Annotated in this window: 15 protein-coding genes; 6 read left to right on the top strand and 9 right to left on the bottom strand. The window is 68.2% G+C overall.

All coding sequences use genetic code 11. From position 1 onward, the window contains the following. Window positions 1-122: 122 nt before the first annotated feature. The 3 genes from mce (at window position 123) to I0K15_RS03685 (ending at window position 1,493) form a co-directional block, all read left to right on the top strand. A complete protein-coding gene (gene mce, locus I0K15_RS03675) occupies window positions 123-527 on the top strand; it encodes a methylmalonyl-CoA epimerase (protein ID WP_196104080.1) in 405 nt (134 codons plus the stop codon). Beyond that, on the top strand, window positions 524-787 hold the full coding sequence (locus I0K15_RS03680; RefSeq protein ID WP_196104081.1) for a DUF1467 family protein: 264 nt from the start codon (window positions 524-526) through the stop codon (window positions 785-787). The genes mce and I0K15_RS03680 overlap by 4 nt, the downstream gene beginning before the upstream one ends. Before the next feature lie 64 nt (window positions 788-851). Then, on the top strand, window positions 852-1,493 hold the full coding sequence (locus tag I0K15_RS03685; protein ID WP_196104082.1) for a CPBP family intramembrane glutamic endopeptidase: 642 nt from the start codon (window positions 852-854) through the stop codon (window positions 1,491-1,493). A gap of 25 nt (window positions 1,494-1,518) precedes the next feature. On the opposite strand, the gene I0K15_RS03690 is transcribed toward I0K15_RS03685, so the two are convergent. The 5 genes from I0K15_RS03690 to glgC form a co-directional block, all read right to left on the bottom strand. Beyond that, window positions 1,519-2,535, bottom strand: a complete 1,017-nt coding sequence (locus I0K15_RS03690; RefSeq protein WP_196104083.1) for a sodium:calcium antiporter — start codon at window positions 2,533-2,535, stop codon at window positions 1,519-1,521. Window positions 2,536-2,804: 269 nt separating this feature from the next. Continuing rightward, window positions 2,805-4,430, bottom strand: a complete 1,626-nt coding sequence (locus I0K15_RS03695) for an alpha-glucosidase (protein ID WP_196104084.1) — start codon at window positions 4,428-4,430, stop codon at window positions 2,805-2,807. Then, window positions 4,427-6,283, bottom strand: coding sequence for a glycogen debranching protein GlgX (glgX, locus tag I0K15_RS03700; RefSeq protein WP_196104085.1), 1,857 nt, complete (start codon window positions 6,281-6,283; stop codon window positions 4,427-4,429). Before glgX ends, I0K15_RS03695 begins: the two co-directional genes overlap by 4 nt. Before the next feature lie 394 nt (window positions 6,284-6,677). Then, window positions 6,678-8,090, bottom strand: coding sequence for a glycogen synthase GlgA (gene glgA, locus I0K15_RS03705; RefSeq protein ID WP_196104086.1), 1,413 nt, complete (start codon window positions 8,088-8,090; stop codon window positions 6,678-6,680). Window positions 8,091-8,298: 208 nt separating this feature from the next. After that, a complete protein-coding gene (gene glgC, locus I0K15_RS03710) occupies window positions 8,299-9,552 on the bottom strand; it encodes a glucose-1-phosphate adenylyltransferase (RefSeq protein ID WP_196104087.1) in 1,254 nt (417 codons plus the stop codon). Between the two features lie 177 nt (window positions 9,553-9,729). Between glgC and I0K15_RS03715 the strand changes: the two genes are divergently transcribed. Next, on the top strand, window positions 9,730-10,065 hold the full coding sequence (locus tag I0K15_RS03715; RefSeq protein ID WP_196104088.1) for a hypothetical protein: 336 nt from the start codon (window positions 9,730-9,732) through the stop codon (window positions 10,063-10,065). Here the strand turns inward: I0K15_RS03715 and I0K15_RS03720 are convergent. The 3 genes from I0K15_RS03720 to I0K15_RS03730 form a co-directional block, all read right to left on the bottom strand. After that, on the bottom strand, window positions 10,062-10,694 hold the full coding sequence (locus I0K15_RS03720) for a LysE family translocator (RefSeq protein ID WP_196104089.1): 633 nt from the start codon (window positions 10,692-10,694) through the stop codon (window positions 10,062-10,064). The two genes, I0K15_RS03715 and I0K15_RS03720, sit on opposite strands and share 4 nt — an antisense overlap. An 11-nt stretch (window positions 10,695-10,705) precedes the next feature. After that, the gene (glgB, locus tag I0K15_RS03725) at window positions 10,706-12,892 is read right to left on the bottom strand and encodes a 1,4-alpha-glucan branching protein GlgB (protein ID WP_196104090.1); all 2,187 of its coding nucleotides are present in this window, start codon (window positions 12,890-12,892) and stop codon (window positions 10,706-10,708) included. A gap of 163 nt (window positions 12,893-13,055) precedes the next feature. Continuing rightward, window positions 13,056-15,527 (bottom strand): glycogen/starch/alpha-glucan phosphorylase, encoded by a 2,472-nt coding sequence (locus I0K15_RS03730; protein ID WP_196104091.1) that lies wholly within the window; start codon window positions 15,525-15,527, stop codon window positions 13,056-13,058. 226 nt (window positions 15,528-15,753) lie between these two features. On the opposite strand from I0K15_RS03730, the gene gghA reads away from it, so the two are divergent. Continuing rightward, entirely contained in the window at window positions 15,754-18,102 is a 2,349-nt protein-coding gene (gene gghA / locus I0K15_RS03735; RefSeq protein ID WP_196104092.1) for a glucosylglycerol hydrolase, read from the top strand. Window positions 18,103-18,338: 236 nt separating this feature from the next. Beyond that, window positions 18,339-20,498: a selenide, water dikinase SelD gene (selD, locus tag I0K15_RS03740; RefSeq protein ID WP_196104093.1), complete on the top strand. Its 2,160-nt coding sequence runs from the start codon at window positions 18,339-18,341 to the stop codon at window positions 20,496-20,498. On the opposite strand, the gene mnmH is transcribed toward selD, so the two are convergent. After that, window positions 20,469-21,539 carry a tRNA 2-selenouridine(34) synthase MnmH gene (gene mnmH, locus I0K15_RS03745; protein WP_196104094.1) on the bottom strand — a complete coding sequence of 357 codons (1,071 nt, stop codon included), beginning with the start codon at window positions 21,537-21,539 and terminating at the stop codon, window positions 20,469-20,471. The genes selD and mnmH overlap by 30 nt on opposite strands. Window positions 21,540-21,547 lie beyond the last annotated feature (8 nt).

A 21,547-nucleotide genomic window follows, 5' to 3' on the forward strand; every position in this document is an offset into this window, starting at 1 on the left:
GAGACTTCGCCTCGGACCGCGACAGAACGCAGCGGGTCGGAGACGGTGTCGCAGGCCCCGCCCCTTCCCATCGCGGCGGGCGCTGCATACAACATCCCGAACGTATGAAGGAGAGCCCCAGCATGATCGGACGCCTCAACCACGTCGCCATCGCCGTCCCGGATCTCGAGGCCGCGACGGCCCAGTATCGCGACACCCTCGGCGCGGATGTCGGCGCCCCGCAGGAGGAGCCCGATCACGGTGTCACGGTGGTCTTCATCACACTGCCCAACACGAAAATCGAGCTCCTTTACCCGCTGGGCGAGGGCTCCCCGATCCAGGGCTTCCTCGACAAGAACCCCTCGGGCGGCATCCACCACATCTGCTACGAGGTCGACGACATCCTCGCCGCCCGGGACAAGCTGAAGGCCGAGGGCGCCCGCGTGCTGGGCAATGGCGAACCGAAGATCGGCGCCCACGGCAAGCCCGTGCTCTTCCTCCACCCCAAGGACTTCACCGGCACGCTGGTGGAGCTGGAGCAGGCATGAGCATCACCTCCATCCTCGTCGTCTTCGCGGTGATGTGGTTCCTCACCCTCTTCGTCGTGCTGCCGATCGGCCAGCGCTCGCAGGAGGAGGACGGCAACGTGGTCCCCGGCACGCCCGCGGGCGCCCCGGCCGAGCCCAAGATGAAGCGCAAGGTCATCATCACCACCATCTGGGCCGCGATCCTGACCACCATCATCTGCACCGTCGTGCTCTCGGGCCTGTTGACCGTCGACATGATCGACGTGCGGGGCGTGAACTGAGCCGACCCCGCTCTTGCCAGCGGCGCGGCGCGCGCCCACATCGCGGTCGGGACGGAGGCACGGCATGATCGGCACCATCGACGGAAGACGCGCACGGCTCTGGGCGGAGCTCATCGTGCTGTTCGGCGGCGTGCCGCTGCTGCTGGCGCTCGCTCTGCCACCGACCGCCATGTGGACGGTGCTCGGCGTGACCACGGGCGCGGGCCTCGTCCTGTTGCACGTGACGCCCGGCTTCAGCTGGTCGGAGCTCGGCAAGGGCGGCATCGATTGGCGCGCCACGGCGCTCTTCACCCTCGCGACCGTGGTCGTGGCCACCGCGATGACGCTGTGGCTGATGCCGGAGATGCTCTTCTTCCTGCCGCAGAACCTGCCGCAGCTCTGGCTCACGATCCTGCTCTTCTACCCCTTCGTCTCCGCCCTGCCGCAGGAGGTAATCTTCCGCCCGCTCTTCTTCCGCCGGTACGGCCACCTCTTTCCGGAGGCGGGCTTGATCTGGGTAAACGCCGCCCTCTTCTCGCTCGCGCACCTGATGTATCGCGATCCGGTCGTGCTCGGCATGACCTTCTGCGGCGGCCTCGCCTTCGCCTGGGCCTATCACCGGCGCGGCAGCTTCTGGACCGCCGTCATCATGCACGCTCTCGCGGGCGGCATCGTCTTCACCGTGGGGCTGGGGCGGCTGTTCTATTCGGGTGCGGTGGGGAACTGAGCATTTCCCAGCAGCAACGCACAGCCTAAGCGAACTGCACCCAGACCATCGCGGCGTAAAGCGCCAGCATCACCCCGCCTTCCAGCCCGATACCGCGCCGGTCCCGCACGATCAAGCCGAAGAGCAGCACGCCGGTCATGCAAAGCCCCGTCACGATGATGAAGAGGTCGCCCGCCCCGATCGCGTGGTAGATCGACCCGGGCCGGTACGCGATGTCGGCGAAACTCAGGAACAGCGCGTCGAACGTGTTCCCGCCGATGATCCCACCCACCGCGAGTTGTAGCGCCCCGCGCCGAACGGCAGCGAGGGTGGTCACGAGCTCCGGCAGTGAGGTGACGAGCGCGATCATCAGGCCGCCCACGACGGTCTCGCCGACACCGGCCCGGCCCGCGATCTGGACACCGGTCTTCGCCAGCAGCCAGCCCGCGACCGCCACGACGACGCCGAGCGCCGCGAACTGCAGCAGCAGCGGCACCAGGGGCTGCTCCGCCGTCCCGTCATCCTCGGGCTCGTCCTCCCGCGTCTCGGTCGTCCGCCGCGGCTGCCACATCGGTGCGTCGCGGAGCAGGACCGCGCGCCGGGTCCCCACGACATAGACCCCAATCAGGAGGATGGAGACGGGGTGCACGCCCCCGACCGCAACCTCCGGCCCGAACGCGCCGCCGAGCGCCAGCGCCAGCATGATGACGAGCAGCGCCGCGGAGAGGAGGTTGTTCTGATCGGCCGCCGCATGCTCTAGATTCGCGCGGCGGTAGACGAGGTCGGCGAGGACCAGGAACAGGGTCTGCGCCGCGATCCCGCCCGCCGCGTTCGAGGCCGCGATGGCGGGATGGCCGTCGAGCGCCGCGGTGACAGAGGCGACCAGCCCGGGCAGCGAGGTCGCGGCACCCAGCAGGATGCCGCCCACCAGCGCCTCGCCCAGCCCGGTCGTATCGGCCAGCCGGTCGGCGATGCCGGTAAGCCGCGTCCCGCACAGCAGGATCACCAGCCCCGCCGCGGCGAAGATCGCCAGTAGAAGCGGAAGGCTCAGCCCGTCGAACATGACGGGACCACGGGGATCGGCGTGTGCATCGCGATACTCATTCCGATCAGCCTAGTGCGCTGCCGGAAAAAGACGATCTGCTTCAGTCACGTAGATGGACCTCCGCCCGCTCGGACCCTCAGGTTGCGAAAGTTTCAGACGTCTTGGCGAGACAGCTACCGTCCCGGGGCTCGACCCGGGACCGGACCGCTCAAGAGGGGCGAACGGCCCCGGCGCAGGGCCGGGGCGGTGGGAGCAACCGTCCCGGACGTGATCCGGGACCGCCCGCGTCAGCCCTCCAGATCCATCAGCGCGAAGCCGAGCGGCGGCAGGACCAGCTCGCCGCCATCCCGCGTCGCCACCTGCTCCGTCGCCGTCGGAACCCTGCGCGGGTTGCCGGCAGCCTCCACTCGGCGCGCCCGCCGGTCGAAGTTGAAGAGGCAGAGCATCCGTGCGCTGTCGTGGCTACGCTCGAAGGCGAGGATATCATCTCCGAAATCGTGGAACGCGATCTCCCCCTTCAGCAGCACCTCGCTGCCCTGCCGCAGCGCAATGGCGGCGCGGTAATGGTCGAGGACACCGCCCGGTTGCTGCCGATCCACGGCGAGCGGCAGATGCTCATCAGGCACCGGCAACCACGGTTTCTCCGCATTCGTCTCCGAGAACCCGCCGAACCGTGCCTCCGACTCCCACACCATCGGCGTACGGCAGCCGTCCCGCCCCTTGAAGCCGGGCCAGAATCGGATGCCGTAGGGGTCCGTCAGGTCCTCGTAGGCCACATCCGCCTCCGGCAGCGCCAGTTCCTCGCCCTGATAAAGACAGATCGAGCCACGCAGGGCCGTCAGCAGCGAGATGCAGAACTTCGCCAGCCGCTCCCGATCATCCCCGGGCTCGGCCCAACGGGTCACGTGCCGCGTCACATCATGGTTGGAAAAGGAGTGGCAGACCCAGCCCTCGCGCACCTTGTCCTCGATCCGCTCGATCGTCCCGCGAATGAACTCCGCCGAGAACTGGTCCGCCAGCAGATCGAACGTGTAGGCCATGTGCAGTCGCTCGGTGCCCCGCGTGTAGGCGGCCACGGTATCGTAGCTGCGATGCTCGTCGCCCACCTCGCCCACGCTCGTCCGGTCGTCATATTCGTCGAGCAGCGCGCGAACGCGGCGCAGGAACGCCAAGTTCTCCGGCCGCGACTTGTCGTAGAGATGGTCCTGGAAGGAATAGGGGTTCGACGCCTCGATGAAGCTGGACCCGGACGACCGCTCCGCCGGCGGGTTGTTCCGCAGTTCCGTGTCGTGGAAGTGGTAGTTGCAGGCGTCGAAGCGGAAGCCGTCCACACCGCGATCCAGCCAGAACCGGATCTCGCCCAGCATCGCCTCCTGCACCTCCGGGTTATGATAGTTGAGCTGCGGCTGCTCCTTGAGGAAGTTGTGCATGTAGTACTGCCGCCGCACGCTATCCCACTCCCAGCACGGCCCCCCGAAGACGGAGAGCCAGTTGGTGGGGGCGGAACCGTCCTCCTGTGCCTCCGCCCAGACGAACCAGTCGGCCTTGGGGTTGTCGCGGGATTGGCGGCTTTCGCGGAACCACGCATGCTGGTCGGAGCAATGAGCCATCACCATGTCGATGGTGACCTTCAGGTTCCGCTTGTGCGCCTCCGCGATCAGTTCGTCGAAATCCGCAAGCGTGCCGAACATCGGGTCCACGTCGCGGTAGTCGCTGACATCGTAGCCGAAATCCTTCATCGGCGAGGCCATGAACGGGCTGATCCAGATCGCGTCCACGCCGAGCGAGGCGATGTGGTCGAGCCGCCGGGTGATCCCCTTCAGATCGCCGATCCCGTCGGCATCCGTGTCCTGATAGGAGCGTGGATAGACCTGGTAAATGGTGGCCCCACGCCACCAGTCGGGATTGCTCATGTCTCGGCCTCCAGCCAGTAGTCCACGCTGCGCGGCGGCAGATCCTCCCACCCGCGGACGGAGCGCCAGCGGCCGGGCGGTCGCGCGAAGGGCCGCGTCTCATCGGTTCCGTTGATGGCGACGACCACGCCGGGCAGCCGCTTTTGCAGGGCGCGCAGGCCGTGCCAGTCGGCGATCTCACTGCCGTCGGGGTGGCACCAAGCCACGGTCTCCTCGGTCAGGAAGGCCGGATCGCCGAGTTGCGGTGCCGCGGCGCGGGCCCCGGCATAGGCGCGGGCGGCGGCGAGGATCTCCGGGTCGGCGCCCTCCCAGTCCACCCAGGTGATATGGTTGTCCTGCGCATAGGCGTTGTTGTTGCCCTGCTGGCTGCGCCCCATCTCGTCACCCGCGGTGATCATCACCGTGCCTCGCGCGGCGAAGAGCGTGCCGAGCAATGCGGTGACATCCCGCCGCCGCGCCGCGTCCACCCCGGCGTCCTCCGTCGGTCCCTCCACCCCGTTGTTCCAGGAGTGGTTGCCGTTGTGACCGTCGCGGTTCTGCTCACCGTTGATGGCGTTGTGCTTGTGCTCGTGGCTCACGAGGTCCCAGAGCGTGAACCCGTCATGCGCCGCAACGAAATCCACGCTGCGCGAGTGCTCCCCGTCGAAGAGGTCCGAGGATCCGGCAAGACGCGTCGCCACGTCGCCCAGGCTCCCCTCCCCCTTCCAGAACCGCCGGATGTCGTCGCGGGCGCGGTCATTCCATTCGAGGAACGGCTCGCCAAACTGCCCGAGCTGATAGCCGCCCGGCCCGATATCCCACGGCTCCATGATGAGGACGCCCGAACCGATCTCCGGATCCTCGCGCATCGCGCGCAGCGTCTCCGCCTGCGGGTCAAAGCCCTCCGCCGTGCGCCCCAGCACGGGGCCGAGGTCGAAGCGGAACCCGTCCACGCCGACCTCCCGCCGGAAGAGGCGCAGGGTGTCGAGGATCATCTGCCGCATCACCGGGTGGTCGCAGGCGACCGTGTTGCCGCAGCCGGTGTCATTGACAAGCCCGCCATCGGCATGCCGGTAGTAGGCCGTATTCGCAAGGCCGCGGAAGCTGACGGTCGGCCCGTCCGTGTCGCTCTCGCCCGTATGGTTGAAGACGACGTCGAGCAACGTGCCGATCCCGGCGTCGCGCAGGGTCGCCACCGTCTCCCGCAACTCGGGCAGCCCGCCGGGGCAAAGGCGGCAATCCGGCGCCATGAAGGTCACGGGGTTGTAGCCCCAGGCGTTGGTCAGCCCCAAGGGCGGCAGGTGCCGCTCGTCGATCCAGGCGGTGACGGGCATCAGCTCGATGGCGTTCACGTGCAGGCTTTGCATGTGGTCGATGATCGCCGGATGCGCCAGCGCCGCGACGGTGCCGCGCAGATGCGCCGGGATCTCCGGGTGGCGCATGGTCAGGCTCCGGACACTGGCCTCGTAGACCACGCCGCCCGGTTGCAGCACCGGCTCCGGCGCCGGGCCGCCATGGCGCGGGCGGACGATGGCGCGGGGGACGAGGGACGAGGTGTCCTCGCCCCTTTCCCCGAGCGCCGGATCGTAGCGCCAGGGCCGGTCGAACTCCCGCGCGTAGGGATCCGCCAGCAGCTTCGTTGCGTCGAAGCGGTGGCCCGCCTCCGGCGCCCACGGCCCCTCGGCGCGCAGGGCATAGGGCGCACTCTCGCCGATGCCGGGCACGTGCGCACTCCACCAGCCATCGTCATGGCGGTCGAGCGGGACTTCGCGGTCTGTCAGCACAACAGAAACGACAGTGGCCGCCTCGGACCAGACCGTGAAGCGGGTACCGGTGGCGTCGGGGACGGCACCGGGGGCGTGCGGCGGAATCATGCGGAAGCCCTCAAAGCGGTTTGGCCGCTAGTTAGCGCGACGAGCTCCGAATGGGTAGCGGTGAATGCCTACAAAGCGACGAGGGCCGCGCCCGATCTGGAGGGCGCTTGCGCGACGGGATTGATAGGTCCGCGCCCTCAAGCGTCCATGTCGCTCATTCGATGAACCACATCGCCAACGCGCCCTGCGGGGGGAGGGTGATCCGGCTTCCAGGAAACTGTCCAGTGGACAGTTTCGCCGGATCACGGGCGGAGCCCCGGTCGGGCGCAGCCCGGCTTACCAGCCGGGCGGAAGGGTGCTTTGGAGCGCCGTCATGCTCTGGCTCGACCAGAGCATCTCCTGCCCGCGGAGATGCTCGGGTCAAGCCCGAGGACGACACCTTTCCGAACCGACGCTACGAATGAACTCCGCCCAACGACCTATACAGCGCCGCATACTCCGCCGCCGACGCATCCCAGCTCACATCCGCCCTCATCCCGTTGCGCTGCAACTTCGCCCAACCCGGTGTCCCGAAAAGCGCCACCGCCCGTCCCAGCGCCGCCCGCAGCGCATCCGCATCGTCCGGCGCATGCACGATCCCCGTCGCCACGCCGGCCCGCAGCGCTGCTCCGTTCGCGTCCACTACCGTATCGGCGAGGCCTCCGGTCCGCGCCACCACCGGCACGCATCCGTAGCGCAGCGCGTAGAGTTGGGTCAGCCCGCAGGGCTCGAAGCGGGAGGGGACGAGGATCGCGTCCGCACCGCCCTGCACCAGATGGCTCAGCGCCTCGTCATAGCCGATCACACAGCCGACGCGCCCAGGATGACGGGCCGCGGCCTCCTGAAACGCCGTCTCCAGCCCGCCCTCGCCGGAGCCGAGCACGGCGAGCCGTCCGCCAAGCCCGACCAGATGCTCCACCGAAGCCGCCAGCAGGTCGAGCCCCTTCTGCCAGGTCAGCCGTGAGACCACAGCGAAGAGCGGTCCGCCGGGCTCCAGCCCGAAGCGCGCCTCCAGCGCCGCCGCGTTCTGCTTGCGCCGGCTCAGCGTCCGCGCCGCGTAGGTCGCCGCCAGATGCGTGTCCGTCGCCGGATCCCACACGCCCGTGTCGATCCCGTTCACGATGCCATGCACCGCCTCACCCCGCGCCGCGATCAGCCCTTCGAGCCCCATGCCGAAACGCGGATCCCGGATCTCCTGCGCGTAGGTGGGGCTGACGGTGGTGATCGCATCGGCCATCGCCAGCCCGCCCTTCAGGAAGCCGACATCGCCGTAGTACTCCACGCCCTCCATGGCGAAAACGCTGCCGGGCAGGTCGAGCGCGCCGAAGATCTCGGCCCCGAACTGCCCCTGAAAGGCGATGTTGTGGATGGTGAGGACGGAGGGCACGCCGGTCTCCCGCGCCTTCAGGTAGACCGGCACCAGCCCCGCTTGCCAGTCATGGGCATGCACCAGATCGGGGCACCAGTCGCCGAGGCGCGTCAACGCCTCCGCCGCCCGCGCGAGCGCCGCGAAGCGCGCCCAGTTGTCGGGCCAGTCCTGCCCGGTGAGGTTGGTATAGGGCCCGCCGTCGCGATCGTAGAGGTCGGGCCGGTCAACCACGTAGAGCTCCAGCCCCGTGGCCTGCCCCGTGAGAATGCGCCCGCCCTCGAAGGGCGCGACCTCGGTGGCGTCCTGCAGTGCGGCCATGATCTTGGGGTAGCCGGGCACGAGGCTGCGCATCTCCACGCCCTGCCCGGCGAGCGCGCCCGGAAGCGCCCCCGCCACATCGGCGAGACCGCCGGTCTTGACCAACGGGAAGATCTCGGAGGCGACGGAGAGGACCTTCATCGCGTCGCCTCCGCTATCTCGCGCCACCGCCCCGGACCTGATCCGGGGCCGGCTTGTGCAGGCCCAAGCCGTCTCAACGATGAGCCACCTTTCGTGGCCAACCGGAGCAACAGCCGCGAGCGGTCCCGGCTCTGCGGCCGGGACGGTTGCGCCTTGGACCACCCTCGACACAATCCGCGGCGGCCCCCAAACAAACGCACCGCCCCCCTCATGCGTCCAGCGCGTCGATCATGGCCTTGGTGATCAGCGTCACGCCGCTGTCCGTGCGGCGGAAGCGGCGGGCGTCGTCCTCCGCGTCCTCGCCCACCACCATCCCCTCGGGGATCTGCACGCCGCGGTCCAGCACCACCTTGGACAGCCGCGCGTGCCGCCCGATCACGCAGCGCGGCAGGATCACCGCCTGGTCGAGCCGGGAGTAGGAGTTCGTCCGCACCCCGGTGAAGCACAGCGAGTTCGACATCTCCGTGCCCGAGATGATGCAGTCACCGGCCACCAGCGACTGCACCGCGTAGCCGCGCCGCCCCTCCTCGTTGTGGACGAATTTCGCGGGGGGCAGCGTCTCGGCATAGGTCCAGACCGGCCAGTCGCGGTCGTAGAGGTCGAGCTCCGGCACCGTGGTCGTCAGGTCCACATTCGCCTGCCAGTAGGCGTCGACCGTGCCCACGTCCTTCCAGTAGGCGTTGTTCTCCCCCGCCGACTTCACGCAGGAGCTGCTGAAGCGGTGCGCCTGCGCGTGCCCGTTCTTGACGACGTAGGGAATGATGTCGCCGCCGAAGTCGCGCTTGGACCCGTCCGTCGCCGCATCGCGCCGCAACTCGTCCATCAGGAAGGCGGTGTTGAAGACGTAGATGCCCATAGAGGCGAGCGCCATGTCCTCCTGCCCCGGAATGCCGGGCGGATCGGCAGGCTTCTCCACGAAATCGGTGATGCGGTCGGTCTCGTCCACATGCATCACGCCGAAGCCCGTGGCCTCCATCCGGGGCACTTCGAGGCAGCCCACGGTCACGTCCGCGCCCGAGTTCACGTGCTGCTGCAGCATGATCTCGTAGTCCATCTTGTAGATGTGGTCGCCCGCGAGGATCACCATGAACTGCGGCGCGTAATCCTCGATGATGTCGATGTTCTGGAAGACGGCGTCCGCCGTGCCCTCGTACCAGTTGTCCGACGTGCGCTGGGAGGCCGGCAGGATGTCGAAGGTCTCGTTGCGCTCCGAGCGGAAGAAGCCCCAGCCCCGCTGTAGATGCCGGATCAGCGAATGCGCCTTGTATTGGGTGGCGACACCGATGCGCCGGATCCCCGAATTCAAAGCATTCGACAGGGCAAAGTCGATGATGCGCGTCTTGCCACCAAAATACACGGCGGGTTTTGCGCGAATATCGGTAAGCTCCTTAAGTCGAGACCCCCGCCCCCCTGCGAGGACATAGGCCATGGCATCCCGGCTGAGCGGTCCCTGTCGTGTCATCTTCTTCCTCCCATCGGCGAGGCCGTCTCTGGCGTGCGGCCCCTGCTTTCCGAACAGGGTAGCGCGCTTGGCCGAAAACGCGCGGGAAAACTTGGAAGGAGAGCGAGCCGCCTGAAAAACAAGCTTTGATTGAGCGTAACACCTTAATTCCGCCGGATTTTCTTTTTAGGAGTACAGATGCTTCAAGTTGTATCGCAGGGCCTTTCGGTGATTATTAAGTCGATTGAAATATACTACGATATTTCAACCATTCCGGGTATAAATCCGGACAATCCCTCCATTCCCGATGCGCTTGCCTTCCGCAACGACGCGCTCGACCTGATCGAGGCGGCACTGACCGCCGAGGGTCAGGCCGAGTGGCTGGGGGCCGAGATCGGCAAGGGTGAGGTGAATTTCGGCTTCGAGGTCAAGAACTTCGAGCGGGCCGAGGCCATCATCCGCGACGCCGTCCGCAACACCCGCTTCGAGAACATCCGTGAGATCCGCCGCTTCGAGATCGAGGATAACGGCTAGGCCGCCGGCCCACGCTGGAAGGCCGAGCGGATCAGTCCGAACCCGGCGAGCGAGAACAGCCCCGCCACCGCCCCGTCGATCCACCGCTGGCACCGCCGATAACCGGCCATGAACCCGGGCAGCGAGAAGGTCAGCGCGTGCGCCGCATAGTTCACGAAACCCAGCGCCACGCAGACCAGGGTCGCGAGAATCAGCAGCCCGCGTCCGTCACCGGCCTCCAGCCCCATCGAGAGCACCGTGAGCCAGGCAAAGACCGCCTTCGGGTTCGACAGGTTCAGCATCAGGCCGCGCACGAACCACCGGCCCTCCGCCGTGCGGGCGGGCATTGCCTCGCCGGGTTTCAGCGCCGCGCGTCCCGACTGAAAGGCGAGCCACAGCAGATAGAGCCCGCCGAGGATCTTCAGCACGAAAAGCACCTGGGCCGAGCCCTGCAGTACCGCCCCGAGCCCGCTCGCCGCGATCACGCCCCAGAAGGCGAGCCCGACCGAGAGCCCCGCCCCGAAGACCAGCGCCCTGCGGCGGCCGAAGCGCATGGCGATCGTCGCCGTCGCGATGTTCGCCGGCCCCGGCGAGGCCGCGACGATGAAGAAGGCGAGCAGGATCGGAACGAGGGTCTCCAGAACGGCCATGCGAAGTCCCCTTACCCCTCGAACTCGAAAAACAGCGTCGCGAGCGGGGGCAAGGTGATGGTCAGACCACCGTCCGCCGCCTCGGCCCCGCCCATATTGCCGACGCCGGAGCCGCCGTAAGTGGGCGCGTCGGTGTTCAGCACCTCAGCCCACCGCCCCATCAGCCGGTCCGGCAGCGGCACGCGGTATTTCTCCCGCACCGCGGGCGTCATGTGGCTGACCACCAGCACCGGGTTCCCGCCGGGCGCGTGGCGCAGCCACGCGAAGACCGAATTCTCCGCATCGTCGCCCAGCACGACCTCCAGCCCGTCGCCCTCGTTGTCGCGGCCGTGCAGCGCGGGCAGGCGCTTGTAGGCGGCGTTGAGGTCGCGCACGAGGTCCTTCACCCCGCGCTTTAGCGGATCGTCCATCAGGTGCCAGTCGAGGGAGCGGCTCTCCGTCCACTCCTCCTCCTGCGCGAACTCCTGACCCATGAAGAGCAGCTTCTTGCCCGGATAACCCCACATCAGCCCGTAATACGCGCGCAGGTTCGCATGCCGCTGCCAGTTGTCGCCGGGCATCTTGGCGATCAGCGAGCCCTTGCCGTGCACCACCTCATCGTGGCTGAGCGGCAGGACGAAGTTCTCCGACATCGCGTAGTGAAAGGTGAACATCATCTCGCCGTGGTGATGCTTCCGGTAGATGGGGTCCTTCGACATGTACTGCAGCGTGTCGTGCATCCAGCCCATGTTCCACTTGAACCCGAAGCCGAGACCCCCGGCATCGGTCGGCTGACTCACGCCCGGGAATGCGGTCGATTCCTCCGCGATCGTCATGATGTTGGGGTGTGCTGCGTAGACAGCCTCGTTCATGCGGCGCAGGAAGGCGATCGCCTCCTTGTTCTCGTTGCCGCCCTCGTCATTGGGGATCCACTGCCCCTCCTCGCGGCTGTAGTCGAGGTAGAGCATCGAGGCGACCGCATCAACGCGCAGCCCGTCGATATGGTACTTCTCCGCCCAGAAGAGCGCGTTGTTGATGAGGTAGTTCTCCACCTCGCGCCGCCCGAAATTATAGATCAGCGTGTTCCAGTCCGGGTGATAGCCCTGCCGCGGGTCCGCATGCTCGTAGAGCGCCGTGCCGTCGAAGCGGCCGAGCCCGTGCGCGTCGGTCGGGAAATGCGCGGGCACCCAGTCGAGGATCACGCCGAGCCCCGCGCCATGCGCGCCCTCCATGAACCGCGCGAAGCCGTCGGGATCGCCGAAGCGGGCCGAGGGCGCGTAGAGCCCCGTGGTCTGGTAGCCCCAGCTCGGATCGTAAGGATGCTCGGTGACGGGCAGGAATTCGAGATGGGTAAAGCCCATCTCCACCGCATAGGGGATCAGCCGGTCGCCCATCTCATCCCAGCTCAGGAAGGAGCCATCGTCCCGCCGCTGCCAGCTCCCCGCATGCACCTCGTAGATCGAGACCGGGGTGCGCCGCTTGTCGACGCCCTTCCAGTGGGCGATGTGACCGTCATCCTTCCAGTCGTGCCCGCCGAAACGGTGGGTGACGCTCGCGGTCGCCGGCCGCATCTCGGCGGCGAAGGCGAAGGGATCGGCCTTCAGCGGCAACAGCTGCCCGTCCGGCCCGATGATCTCGTATTTGTAGGCCTCGCCGGGGCCGAGGCCGGGGACGAAGATCTCCCAGATGCCCGTCGAGAGCCGCAGCCGCATTGCATGCCGCCGGCCGTCCCATGCGTTAAACGGACCGACGACCGAGACGCGCCGCGCATTCGGCGCCCAGACTGCGAAGCTGACGCCCGCGACCCCCTCATGCTCGCCGACCTGCGCGCCCATCTTGTCGAAGAGCCGCCGATGCGTGCCCTCGTTCATCAGGTAGTCGTCGGTCTCGCCCAGCGTCGAGGAGAAGGAATAGGGGTCGACGACCTCCCAGCTCGCCTCCTCGTTCATCGCGATCAGGCGCACCGGCTCGCGGTCCTTGAGGTCCACCTCGCCGTCGAAGAAGCCCTGCGGATCGCGCCGCGTCAGCCGCCCGAGATCGCGCCCACCCATCGTCGAGACCGCAACCCGCTCCGCCCCCGGGACGAAGGCCCGCGCGACCCACCCGGCGGAGGTCTGGTGCAGGCCCAGCACTCCAAACGGATCACGATGGGTCCCCGCAAGGATCGCGGCGATCTCCCCGGCTTCGGTCAACGGCTTCTCGGCTTGGCGCACGGCCATTCGGCTCCTCCCTCGAACGTGTTGAGGGGCCAGCTAGAGCAGAGCTCGCGCGGATCAAAGACCCGCATTCTCTCTTCGTCCAGTATCCCCGCCGGAGGCATCCGGCATCGGCCGCAGGCGCCTCCGGCGGGGATATTTCAGGCAAGAAGAAAGGGGCGGCCCGTCAGGGCAGCACGTTCCAGATCTCCCGCGCGTATTGCCGGATCGTCCGGTCGGAGCTGAAATAGCCCATGCGCGCCGAGTTGCGGATCGCCATCGCGCGCCAGGTCGCCCGGTCGCGCCAGAGCGCATCCACGTCCCGCTGGGCCGCGGCATAAGCGTCGAAATCGGCGGCGACCATGAACCAGTCCGACAGGCGCACGCCCGCGATCAGATCGCGATAGCGGTTCCGGTCGTCGGGCGAGAACACGCCGCTCTCGATCGCGGTGAGCGCCTGGGCAAGCTCCGGCGAGGCGGCGATGACCTCCTCGGGGTCATAGCCCTCGGCCCGCTTCGCCGCGACCTCGGCCGCGGTCAGGCCGAAGATCACGATGTTCTCGTGGCCCGCATGCTCGCGCATCTCGACATTTGCACCATCCAGCGTGCCGATGGTCAGCGCGCCGTTGATCGCGAACTTCATGTTGCCGGTGCCCGACGCCTCCATCCCCGCGGTGGAGATCTGTTCGGAGAGGTCCGCGGCCGGGACCATCGCCTCGGCAAGGCTGACGTTATAGTTCGGCAGGAAGGCGATGCGCAGCACGTCGCGCGTCGCGGGGTCGTTGTTGATGACCCGCGCCACGTCGTTGGCGAGCTTGATGATGAGCTTCGCGTTGTGATAGCTCGCCGCCGCCTTGCCCGCGATCAGCTTCACCCGCGGCACCCAGTCGCGCTCGGGATGCGAGCGGATCTGATCGTAGAGCGCGACCGTCTCCACGATGTTGAGGAGCTGGCGCTTGTACTCGTGGATCCGCTTGATCTGAATATCGAACATCATGTCGGGATCGACGCTCAGGCCCACCCGCGACTTGATGAGGTCCGACAGCCGCGCCTTGTTCGCCCGCTTGATCGCGGCGAAGCGGTGCTGCGCGTTCACGTCGTCGGCGACCGCGTCGAGTGCCTTCATCTGCTCGAGGTCCGACAGGATGCCGTCGCCCGCCACGTCGCGGGCCATCTCGTAGAGCTCCGGGTTCACCTGCGCGAGCCAGCGGCGCGGCGTCACGCCGTTGGTCTTGTTGTTGATGCGCAGCGGGTAGAGCTGGTGCAGGTCGTGGAAGACCGTCTTCTTCATCAGCTCCGTGTGCAGGCCGGAGACGCCGTTGATCGAATGCGCACCGACGAAGGCGAGGTTGCCCATGCGCACCCGCCGCTCGCCGTTCTCGTCGATCAGGCTCATCGCCGCGATCTGCTCGTCGTCGAAGGTTCCGGCGGCCCGCGCCTCCTTCAGCACACGCGCGTTGATCTGGTAGATGAGCTGCATGTGCCGCGGCAGCAGCCGTTCGAAGAGCGGCACCGGCCAGCTCTCCAGCGCCTCGGGCAGCAGGGTGTGGTTGGTATAGGCCACCGTCCGCTTGGTGATGTCCCAGGCGAGGTCGAAATCGAGGCCGTGCTCATCGATCAGCAGGCGCATCAGCTCGGCCACGCTCACCGCCGGGTGCGTGTCGTTGAGCTGGATCGCGGCCTTCTCGGGCAGCGAGGTGATCCGCCCGAACTGCTGGACGTGCCGGCGCAGGATGTCCTGCAGCGAGGCCGACGAGAAGAAATACTCCTGCCGCAGCCGCAGCTCCTGCCCCGCCGGCGTCTCGTCCGCGGGATAGAGCACGCGGCTCAGCGCCTCCGCCTTGTTGCTGTCGCGCAGCGCGCCCATGTGGTCGCCCGCGTTGAAGGCGTCGAGCTTCAGCGGGTCGATCGGCTCGGCCCGCCACAGGCGCAGGGTGTTCACGCGCTTGGCCTGCCAGCCGACGATCGGCGTGTCGAAGGCCTCGGCATGGAACCGCTCCGCCGGACGCCAGGTGCAGCTATTGCCGTCGAACTTGGTCTCGCCGCCGAAGCCGATCTCGTACGCGCTCTCGCGCCGCTCGAACTCCCAGGGGTTGCCGTGCTCGAGCCAGGTCTCGGGCAGTTCAACCTGCCAGCCGTCGCTCAGCTCCTGTCGGAACATGCCGTTCTGGTAGCGGATGCCGTAGCCATAGGCGGGGATGTCGACGCTCGCCATCGATTCCATGAAACAGGCGGCGAGACGGCCGAGACCACCATTGCCCAGCGCCGCGTCGGGCTCCAGCTCCCGGATCAGGTCGAGCTCGACGCCGAGCTCGCTCAGCGCCTCCTGCATCTCCTCCACGAGGCCCATGTTCGACATGGCATCGCGCATGAGGCGGCCGATCAGGAACTCCATCGACAGGTAGTAGACCCGCTTGCTTTCCTTCCGGTACGTGTCGCGCGTCGACTCCATCCACCGGGTCACGACGCGGTCGCGGACAACGAGGATGACGGCGGTGAGCCAGTCGTCGGGCGTGGCGACGGTCGCGTCCTTGCCGATCCGGTAGGTCAGGCGGTCCACGATATCGTGGGCCAGGCGCGCGGGGTCGGAGCTCTTGGGCGTGGCTTGCGGCAGGTCGGAGGCCACCGCGACAACGCGGCTGGGCTGCGCTTGGGTCATGTCGGAGCACTTTCGCTGGGGCCGCGGAGGCCTATTGCCCCGCAGCATCGAAGTCCGCGGCACGATATGCGGGCTTTTTGCTGCGATGCAAGAGCCCCCCGGACACATGCCGCAGCGAAGATCGAAGCGGTTTGAGAAGGTGGTGCTTTTCAGCCCCTCCATGGCGGTTGACGGCCCGGAAAGCCGCGCCAAGTGGCGCGGCAGCACCAATTCGGGGAGGAAAAACATGATCCGCCGTGACGAAACCGCCACGCTCGCGCTTGCAGACTGGGTTCGCGACACGCTGGACGGGGCGGAGACGAGTTTCGCCGGGCAGGAGGTGCTGGCCCGCCGCATGGGCGCCCATCTCAACGAGAGGCTCTGCGAGGCGATCTTCTGGACGCCGGAACTGCTGGAGGCCCGCGTGCCCGAGGGCGACGTCTATCTGGAGGTGCTGACGCCGCGCGAGCCGCTCGACCTGCAGACCGCGCGGCAGAGCGTCACCTTCGATATCGAGCGCGTGCCGATGGCGCGGGTCGACGCCTTCAGCCTCGTTGCCGCCGATGGCCTGACTGCCGGTACACGGGAGCAGATCGGCTCCTTCTACCGTCTCGCCTATCGGGGTGCCGACGCCGAATGGTACCACATCCTCGACCCCATGGCGTGGTCGCTTCCCTTCGGCGCCTTCACGCCCGCGGAGTTCTACGACGTCGAGGCCCTCTTCGCCGACCGGGCCGATGCGGACTACTGGCGGCAGTTCGCGGGCGACGCCCCGCACAAGTTCGGCCCGCCCGTCAGCATCCAGCAGATCCACGTCCCCACGGCCACCGCGGGCGGTACGCTGGCTGCCCTCACCGCCCTCTACGAACGCCTCGCCGAGCGGGTGCGCCGCGGGGTGGAGCTGGAACCCGCCGAACGCCTCTTCGCCGGTTACGACGCGGTGCAACTGCTCCCCGTCGAGCCCACCACCGTCTACGAGGCCGGCCCTGCCTTCTGGCAGGAGGAGCCGGGCGAGGACATTGCCACGGTGGAGCTCATGCGCCCCGACACCACCAACTGGGGCTACGACGTGGTGATCGCGGGCATGTCCACCGTGAACCCGGTGCTCCTGGAATCGGGCCGCCCGGACGAGCTGGTGGACTTCGCCGCCGCCCTCCACACCTTCCCGCGGCCCAAGAAGCTGATCCTCGACGTCGTCTTCGGCCATTCCGACAACCAGGGGACGGAGGTGCTGAACTCCTACTGGTTCGCCGGGCCGAACATGTACGGGCAGAACATGAACTACCGCCACCCCACCGTGCGCGCCCTGATGCTGGAGATGCAGCGCCGCAAGGTAAATTTCGGCGCGGACGGCGTGCGGGTCGACGGCGCGCAGGACTTCAAGTGGTGGGATGCGGAGGCAGAGACGCTGCGCCACGACGACGAATACCTCCAGCAGATGTCCGACATCGTGCAGGAGGTCGCGGGCACTCGCTACCGCCCCTGGTTCGTCTTCGAGGACGGCCGCCCCTGGCCGCAGGAGGACTGGGAGCTCTCCTCGACCTACCGCGCGGTGATCGAGAACCAGCCGGATCCCGACGTCTTCCAATGGGGCCCGCTCACCTTCGCCCACAACACGCCCTTCCTCTACGGCTTCTGGCTGTCGAAATGGTGGCGGATCCGGGAGATCCTGAACCACGGCGCCAACTGGATTTCGGGCTGCGCCAATCATGACACCCTGCGCCGCGGCACGCAGGTCGACACCAAGCTCAACATCAACACCCGCCTCGGCAACACGCGGATGGAGATCCTGGACAAGGCCTATGACAACCCGGCCATCCAGATAGTGACCTACGCGGCCTTTCCGGGTGTGCCGATGGATTTCCTCAACGCTTCCGCCCGCGCCTCCTGGGGCTTCATCCGCAACCAGGACGACCGCTACGGCGTGAAAGTCGTGTCGGAGGAGGCGATCAGCCTCAAATGGCAAGTGGACGAGTATTCCTACTCCCTGCCCCAGTCCTTCCCGCGCCTGAAGGCTCTCGGCTTCGAGGATCGCGAGAGCCTGGTGCGGTTCATGGAGTTCCTGCCCGCCCTCGTCGAGGTCACCGATTACGACCTCAACGTTATCGCGAAACTGCTCAACGAGGTGGACCCGCCGCTCGACGGCCCGCACCCGGTCACCGTGGCGACGCTCAAGGAGATCGCACGCGCCTGGATGGACGACATGCACGAATACTGCAACGTCGCCCGCCACCACGCGCAGCTCTCCCCGGCGCAAACGAAGTTCAATCACGAACTGCGAGAGTTCCGCCGGGCAAGGCCGTGGCTGCGCGAAAACCTCAACGAACGCGACCGCTTCGACTACCGCCGCCCGGTGGAGGGCACGGTGCTCTTCACCTCGCTGCGCCACGGCCCGGACGGCGAGCAGGTCTACATGATCGCCCATATGGAGGGCGGCCCGACCGGCGAATTCGACCCCCTGCGCCTGCCGATCGACGGGCTCGAAGGCTTCGGGTGGGAGGTCGCCCTGCGCACGCCCCCCATCGGCGGCGACTACATCAGCGGCCCGCTCACGCTCCACGACAGCCAGGGCGTCGTCTTCACCCGCCGCCCCTGATAGGCCCCAAGGTGCTCCCGCCCCCTCGTCCCGGCCCGGGGCGCCGGGCTCGGCGTTGGGCCGGGCCGCGCCTCCGGCCCGGAGGCCCCTTGCCTTCGATTTCGCCCAAGTACTCGAAGGCACACCTGCGGCCGGGCGTCGCGGCTTGAGTATTTGCACGAACTCGAAAACGGGGTTTTGACTGTCGCGGGCTGTCGGAATGCCTAGATAGGGACCGAGGCAGAGCGGGAGGATCCATGCGACCCACCTATCCGGTGACGCGCGACGTCGTACTCGTGGGCGGCGGCCACGCCCATGCCCTCGTCCTGCGCAAGTGGGGGATGAAGCCGCTGCCCGGCGCGCGGCTCACCGTCATCACCCCCGATCCGACCGCGCCCTATACCGGCATGCTGCCGGGCTTCGTCGCCGGGCACTATGCGCGCGACGAGCTTGAGATCGACATGGTGCGCCTCGCCCGCTTCGCCGGCGCGCGCGTCGTGCCCGCCCGCGCCATCGGCCTCGACCGGGCGAACAAGCGCGTCGAGGTCAGCGGCCGCCCCCCGATCGCCTACGACGTCGCCTCGATCAACGTGGGCATTACCGCGATCCTGCCCGACCTGCCGGGCTTCGCCGAACATGCGGTGCCCGCGAAGCCCCTCGGCCTCTTCGCCGACCGGTGGGAGGCCTATGTCGCCCGCGTCGAGAACGGCGAGGTCGCGCCCAGCATCGCGGTGATCGGCTGCGGCATCGCGGGGGCCGAGCTCGCGCTCGCCATGCGCCACCGCCTGCGCGACCGCGCCCCGAAGATCCACATCCTGGAGGAGCGCGACGCGCTGTCCGGTGCCAGCCCCAAGGCCCGCGCGAAGCTCAACGCCGCCCTCGCCGAGGCCGAGGTCACGGTGCTCGACGGCGCACGGGTGATCGAGGTCCACGCAGACTGCGTCGACACCAAGCGCGGCCCGGTGCCCGCCACCTTCATCGTCAGTGCCGCCGGTGCCAACCCGCAGGGCTGGATCGCCGACATAGGCCTGGAGCAGTGCGACGGCTTCATCTGCGTCGACAAGTACCTGCGCAGCGTCGACGACAAGAGCATCTTCGCCGCCGGGGACTGCGCCCACATGGTCCACGCCCCGCGGCAGAAGGCGGGCGTCTACGCCGTGCGCCAAGCCCCCTTCCTCCACGACAACATCCGCGCGAGCCTGGGCGCCGGGCGCCTGCGCGAGTACACGCCGCAGGGCGACTACCTCAAGCTCGTCTCCGTCGGACGGCAGAGCGCCGTGGCCGATTGGCACGGCCTCGCCCCCTCCGGCGACTGGCTCTGGGGCTGGAAGGATCGGATCGACCGCAAGTTCATGGACCAGTTCGAAGAGTTGCCGAAGATGGAGGTCGACAGCCATGTTCCCAGCGACGCGGCGAAGGGGGTCGCGACGCTTGTGGCCGCCCAACCGCTCTGCGGTGGGTGTGGGGCGAAGGTCGGCGCGGGCGATCTCGCCGAACAGCTCGCCACCCTGCCCCGCCCCGCGCGCAACGACGTGGCCCGCGGCGCCGGAGATGACGCCGCACTGCTGCACCACAATGGCGGCTTCCAGACCTTCACTACGGACCACTTCCGCGGCTTCGTCGACGACTGGTGGACGCTGACGCGCATCGCGGCGCTCCACGCCATGGGCGATGTCTGGGCGATGGGCGGGCGGCCGCAGGCGGCCCTCAGCCAGCTCATCCTGCCCCGCATGGCCGAGCGCCCGCAGGCCGAGATGCTGCGGGAGATCCTGGATGCCGCCGCCTCAACCTTCGCGGAAGCAGGCGCCGATCTCGTCGGCGGGCACACCTCGCTGGGGGCGGAGCTGACGGTCGGCTTCTCCGTCACCGGCCTCGTGGAGCAGCCGATCGGGCTGGAGGGGGCGCAGCCGGGCGACCGGCTGATCCTGACCAAGCCGATTGGCACCGGCACCGTGCTCGCCGCCCACATGAAGTGGCAGGCGCGCGGCGAGGACGTGACGGCCGCCCTCGCCTCCATGCAGCGCAGTCCGGCCGCCGCCGCCGCGATCCTGGCGGGCGAGGCCCACGCGATGACCGACGTCACCGGGTTCGGGCTGGCGGGACACCTCTTCGGCATCCTCGACCGCGCGGATCTCGGCGCCGAGCTCACCGACGTGCCGCTCCTGCCGGGCGCCGAGGCGCTGTCCGCGAAGGGCCACCGCTCCTCGCTCTTCGCCCATAACAGCGCACGCGGCGATGCGGTGACGGGCGCCGACGGCCCGCACCGCGACCTCCTCTTCGACCCGCAAACCGCGGGCGGGATGCTGGCGGCGGTGCCGGAAGGCTCCGACGCCCTCGCCATGCTCCACGATCAGGGCGAACCGGCCTGGGAGATCGGGCGCCTCGTCTCAGGCCCGGTGCGGATCGAGCTCGCCTGACGCCGCGATTACCCGGGTCGCGGCAGCCTCGATCCCCGCCTCCGACAGATCGTCGAGCGCGAGCCGCGCGCTCGGATCCGGATGCCGGGCGCGATGCTTGCGGTAGGCCGGATCGTAGTGCCGCTCCATCAGGCTGGCGGCCAGCGCCGCATGCTCCCCGGCCACCGCGAGCTCGGCCCATTCCTCAAGCTGCGCCTTTCCATGCAGGCCCTTGAGGCGGTCCAGCACCTCCTCCAGTCGCGCGACGTCCGCGACGATGTCCGCATAGGCGCGCGTGAGATACCGCGCCCGCTCCTCCAGCGGCGCGGACAGCTCGATCCGGGGTGCTGCGCACATCGCGGTCCAGAGCGCGGGCGGGATCTGGAGCTGCCCGATCTTGCTCGATTCCCCCTCCACCACCACCGGCCGCGCCGTGTCGAGGTGGGAGAGGGCGTCGGCCAGCGCCGTCTCGAACCCCTTCTGCGCGGGCTGCGGTCGGTCCGGATGCCCGCCGAAGACGGAGCCGCGATGCGCCGCAAGCCCTTCCAGGTCCACCACCTGCGCGGCCTGTCGTCCCATCGCCCTCAGGATGTCCGTCTTCGCACAGCCCGTGTTGCCGTCGAGCACGACGATCCGCCACGGGAACGTCTCGCCATAGAGCTGTTCGTTCACCAGCCGCCGGTAGCTGCGATAGCCGCCATCGAGCGTCTGCACCCGCCAGCCGATCTGCCCGAGGATCAGCCCCATCGAGCCCGAGCGCTGCCCGCCCCGCCAGCAGTAGATCAGCGGACGATAGCCGGAGGGCTTTCCTCTAAAATGCGCGTCGATATGCGCCGCGACGTTGCGGGCGACCAGCGCGGCGCCGATCTTGCGCGCCTCCAGCCGACTCTCCTGCACGTAGATCGTGCCGACCCGCGCCCGCTCGGCGTCCGAGAGCACGGGCAGACTGATCGCGCCGGGCAGATGATCCTCGGCGAATTCGGAGGGTGAGCGCACGTCGATGATCTCGTCGAAGGGCGCGTCGTGGAGGTCGGTGAGGGCGTGAAGCTGAAAGGCAGGCATGGCGCCAC

Origin of the sequence: Pontivivens ytuae (genome assembly GCF_015679265.1) — a bacterium.
Classification (GTDB): Bacteria; Pseudomonadota; Alphaproteobacteria; order Rhodobacterales; family Rhodobacteraceae; genus Pontivivens; species Pontivivens ytuae.

Coding starts and splice junctions, on each gene's coding strand:
- mce (WP_196104080.1), top strand. CDS start 123: ATGATCGGACGCCTCAACCACGTCGCCATCGCCGTCCCGGATCTCGAG.
- I0K15_RS03680 (WP_196104081.1), top strand. CDS start 524: ATGAGCATCACCTCCATCCTCGTCGTCTTCGCGGTGATGTGGTTCCTC.
- I0K15_RS03685 (WP_196104082.1), top strand. CDS start 852: ATGATCGGCACCATCGACGGAAGACGCGCACGGCTCTGGGCGGAGCTC.
- I0K15_RS03690 (WP_196104083.1), bottom strand. CDS start 2,535: ATGTTCGACGGGCTGAGCCTTCCGCTTCTACTGGCGATCTTCGCCGCG.
- I0K15_RS03695 (WP_196104084.1), bottom strand. CDS start 4,430: ATGAGCAATCCCGACTGGTGGCGTGGGGCCACCATTTACCAGGTCTAT.
- glgX (WP_196104085.1), bottom strand. CDS start 6,283: ATGATTCCGCCGCACGCCCCCGGTGCCGTCCCCGACGCCACCGGTACC.
- glgA (WP_196104086.1), bottom strand. CDS start 8,090: ATGAAGGTCCTCTCCGTCGCCTCCGAGATCTTCCCGTTGGTCAAGACC.
- glgC (WP_196104087.1), bottom strand. CDS start 9,552: ATGACACGACAGGGACCGCTCAGCCGGGATGCCATGGCCTATGTCCTC.
- I0K15_RS03715 (WP_196104088.1), top strand. CDS start 9,730: ATGCTTCAAGTTGTATCGCAGGGCCTTTCGGTGATTATTAAGTCGATT.
- I0K15_RS03720 (WP_196104089.1), bottom strand. CDS start 10,694: ATGGCCGTTCTGGAGACCCTCGTTCCGATCCTGCTCGCCTTCTTCATC.
- glgB (WP_196104090.1), bottom strand. CDS start 12,892: ATGGCCGTGCGCCAAGCCGAGAAGCCGTTGACCGAAGCCGGGGAGATC.
- I0K15_RS03730 (WP_196104091.1), bottom strand. CDS start 15,527: ATGACCCAAGCGCAGCCCAGCCGCGTTGTCGCGGTGGCCTCCGACCTG.
- gghA (WP_196104092.1), top strand. CDS start 15,754: ATGATCCGCCGTGACGAAACCGCCACGCTCGCGCTTGCAGACTGGGTT.
- selD (WP_196104093.1), top strand. CDS start 18,339: ATGCGACCCACCTATCCGGTGACGCGCGACGTCGTACTCGTGGGCGGC.
- mnmH (WP_196104094.1), bottom strand. CDS start 21,539: ATGCCTGCCTTTCAGCTTCACGCCCTCACCGACCTCCACGACGCGCCC.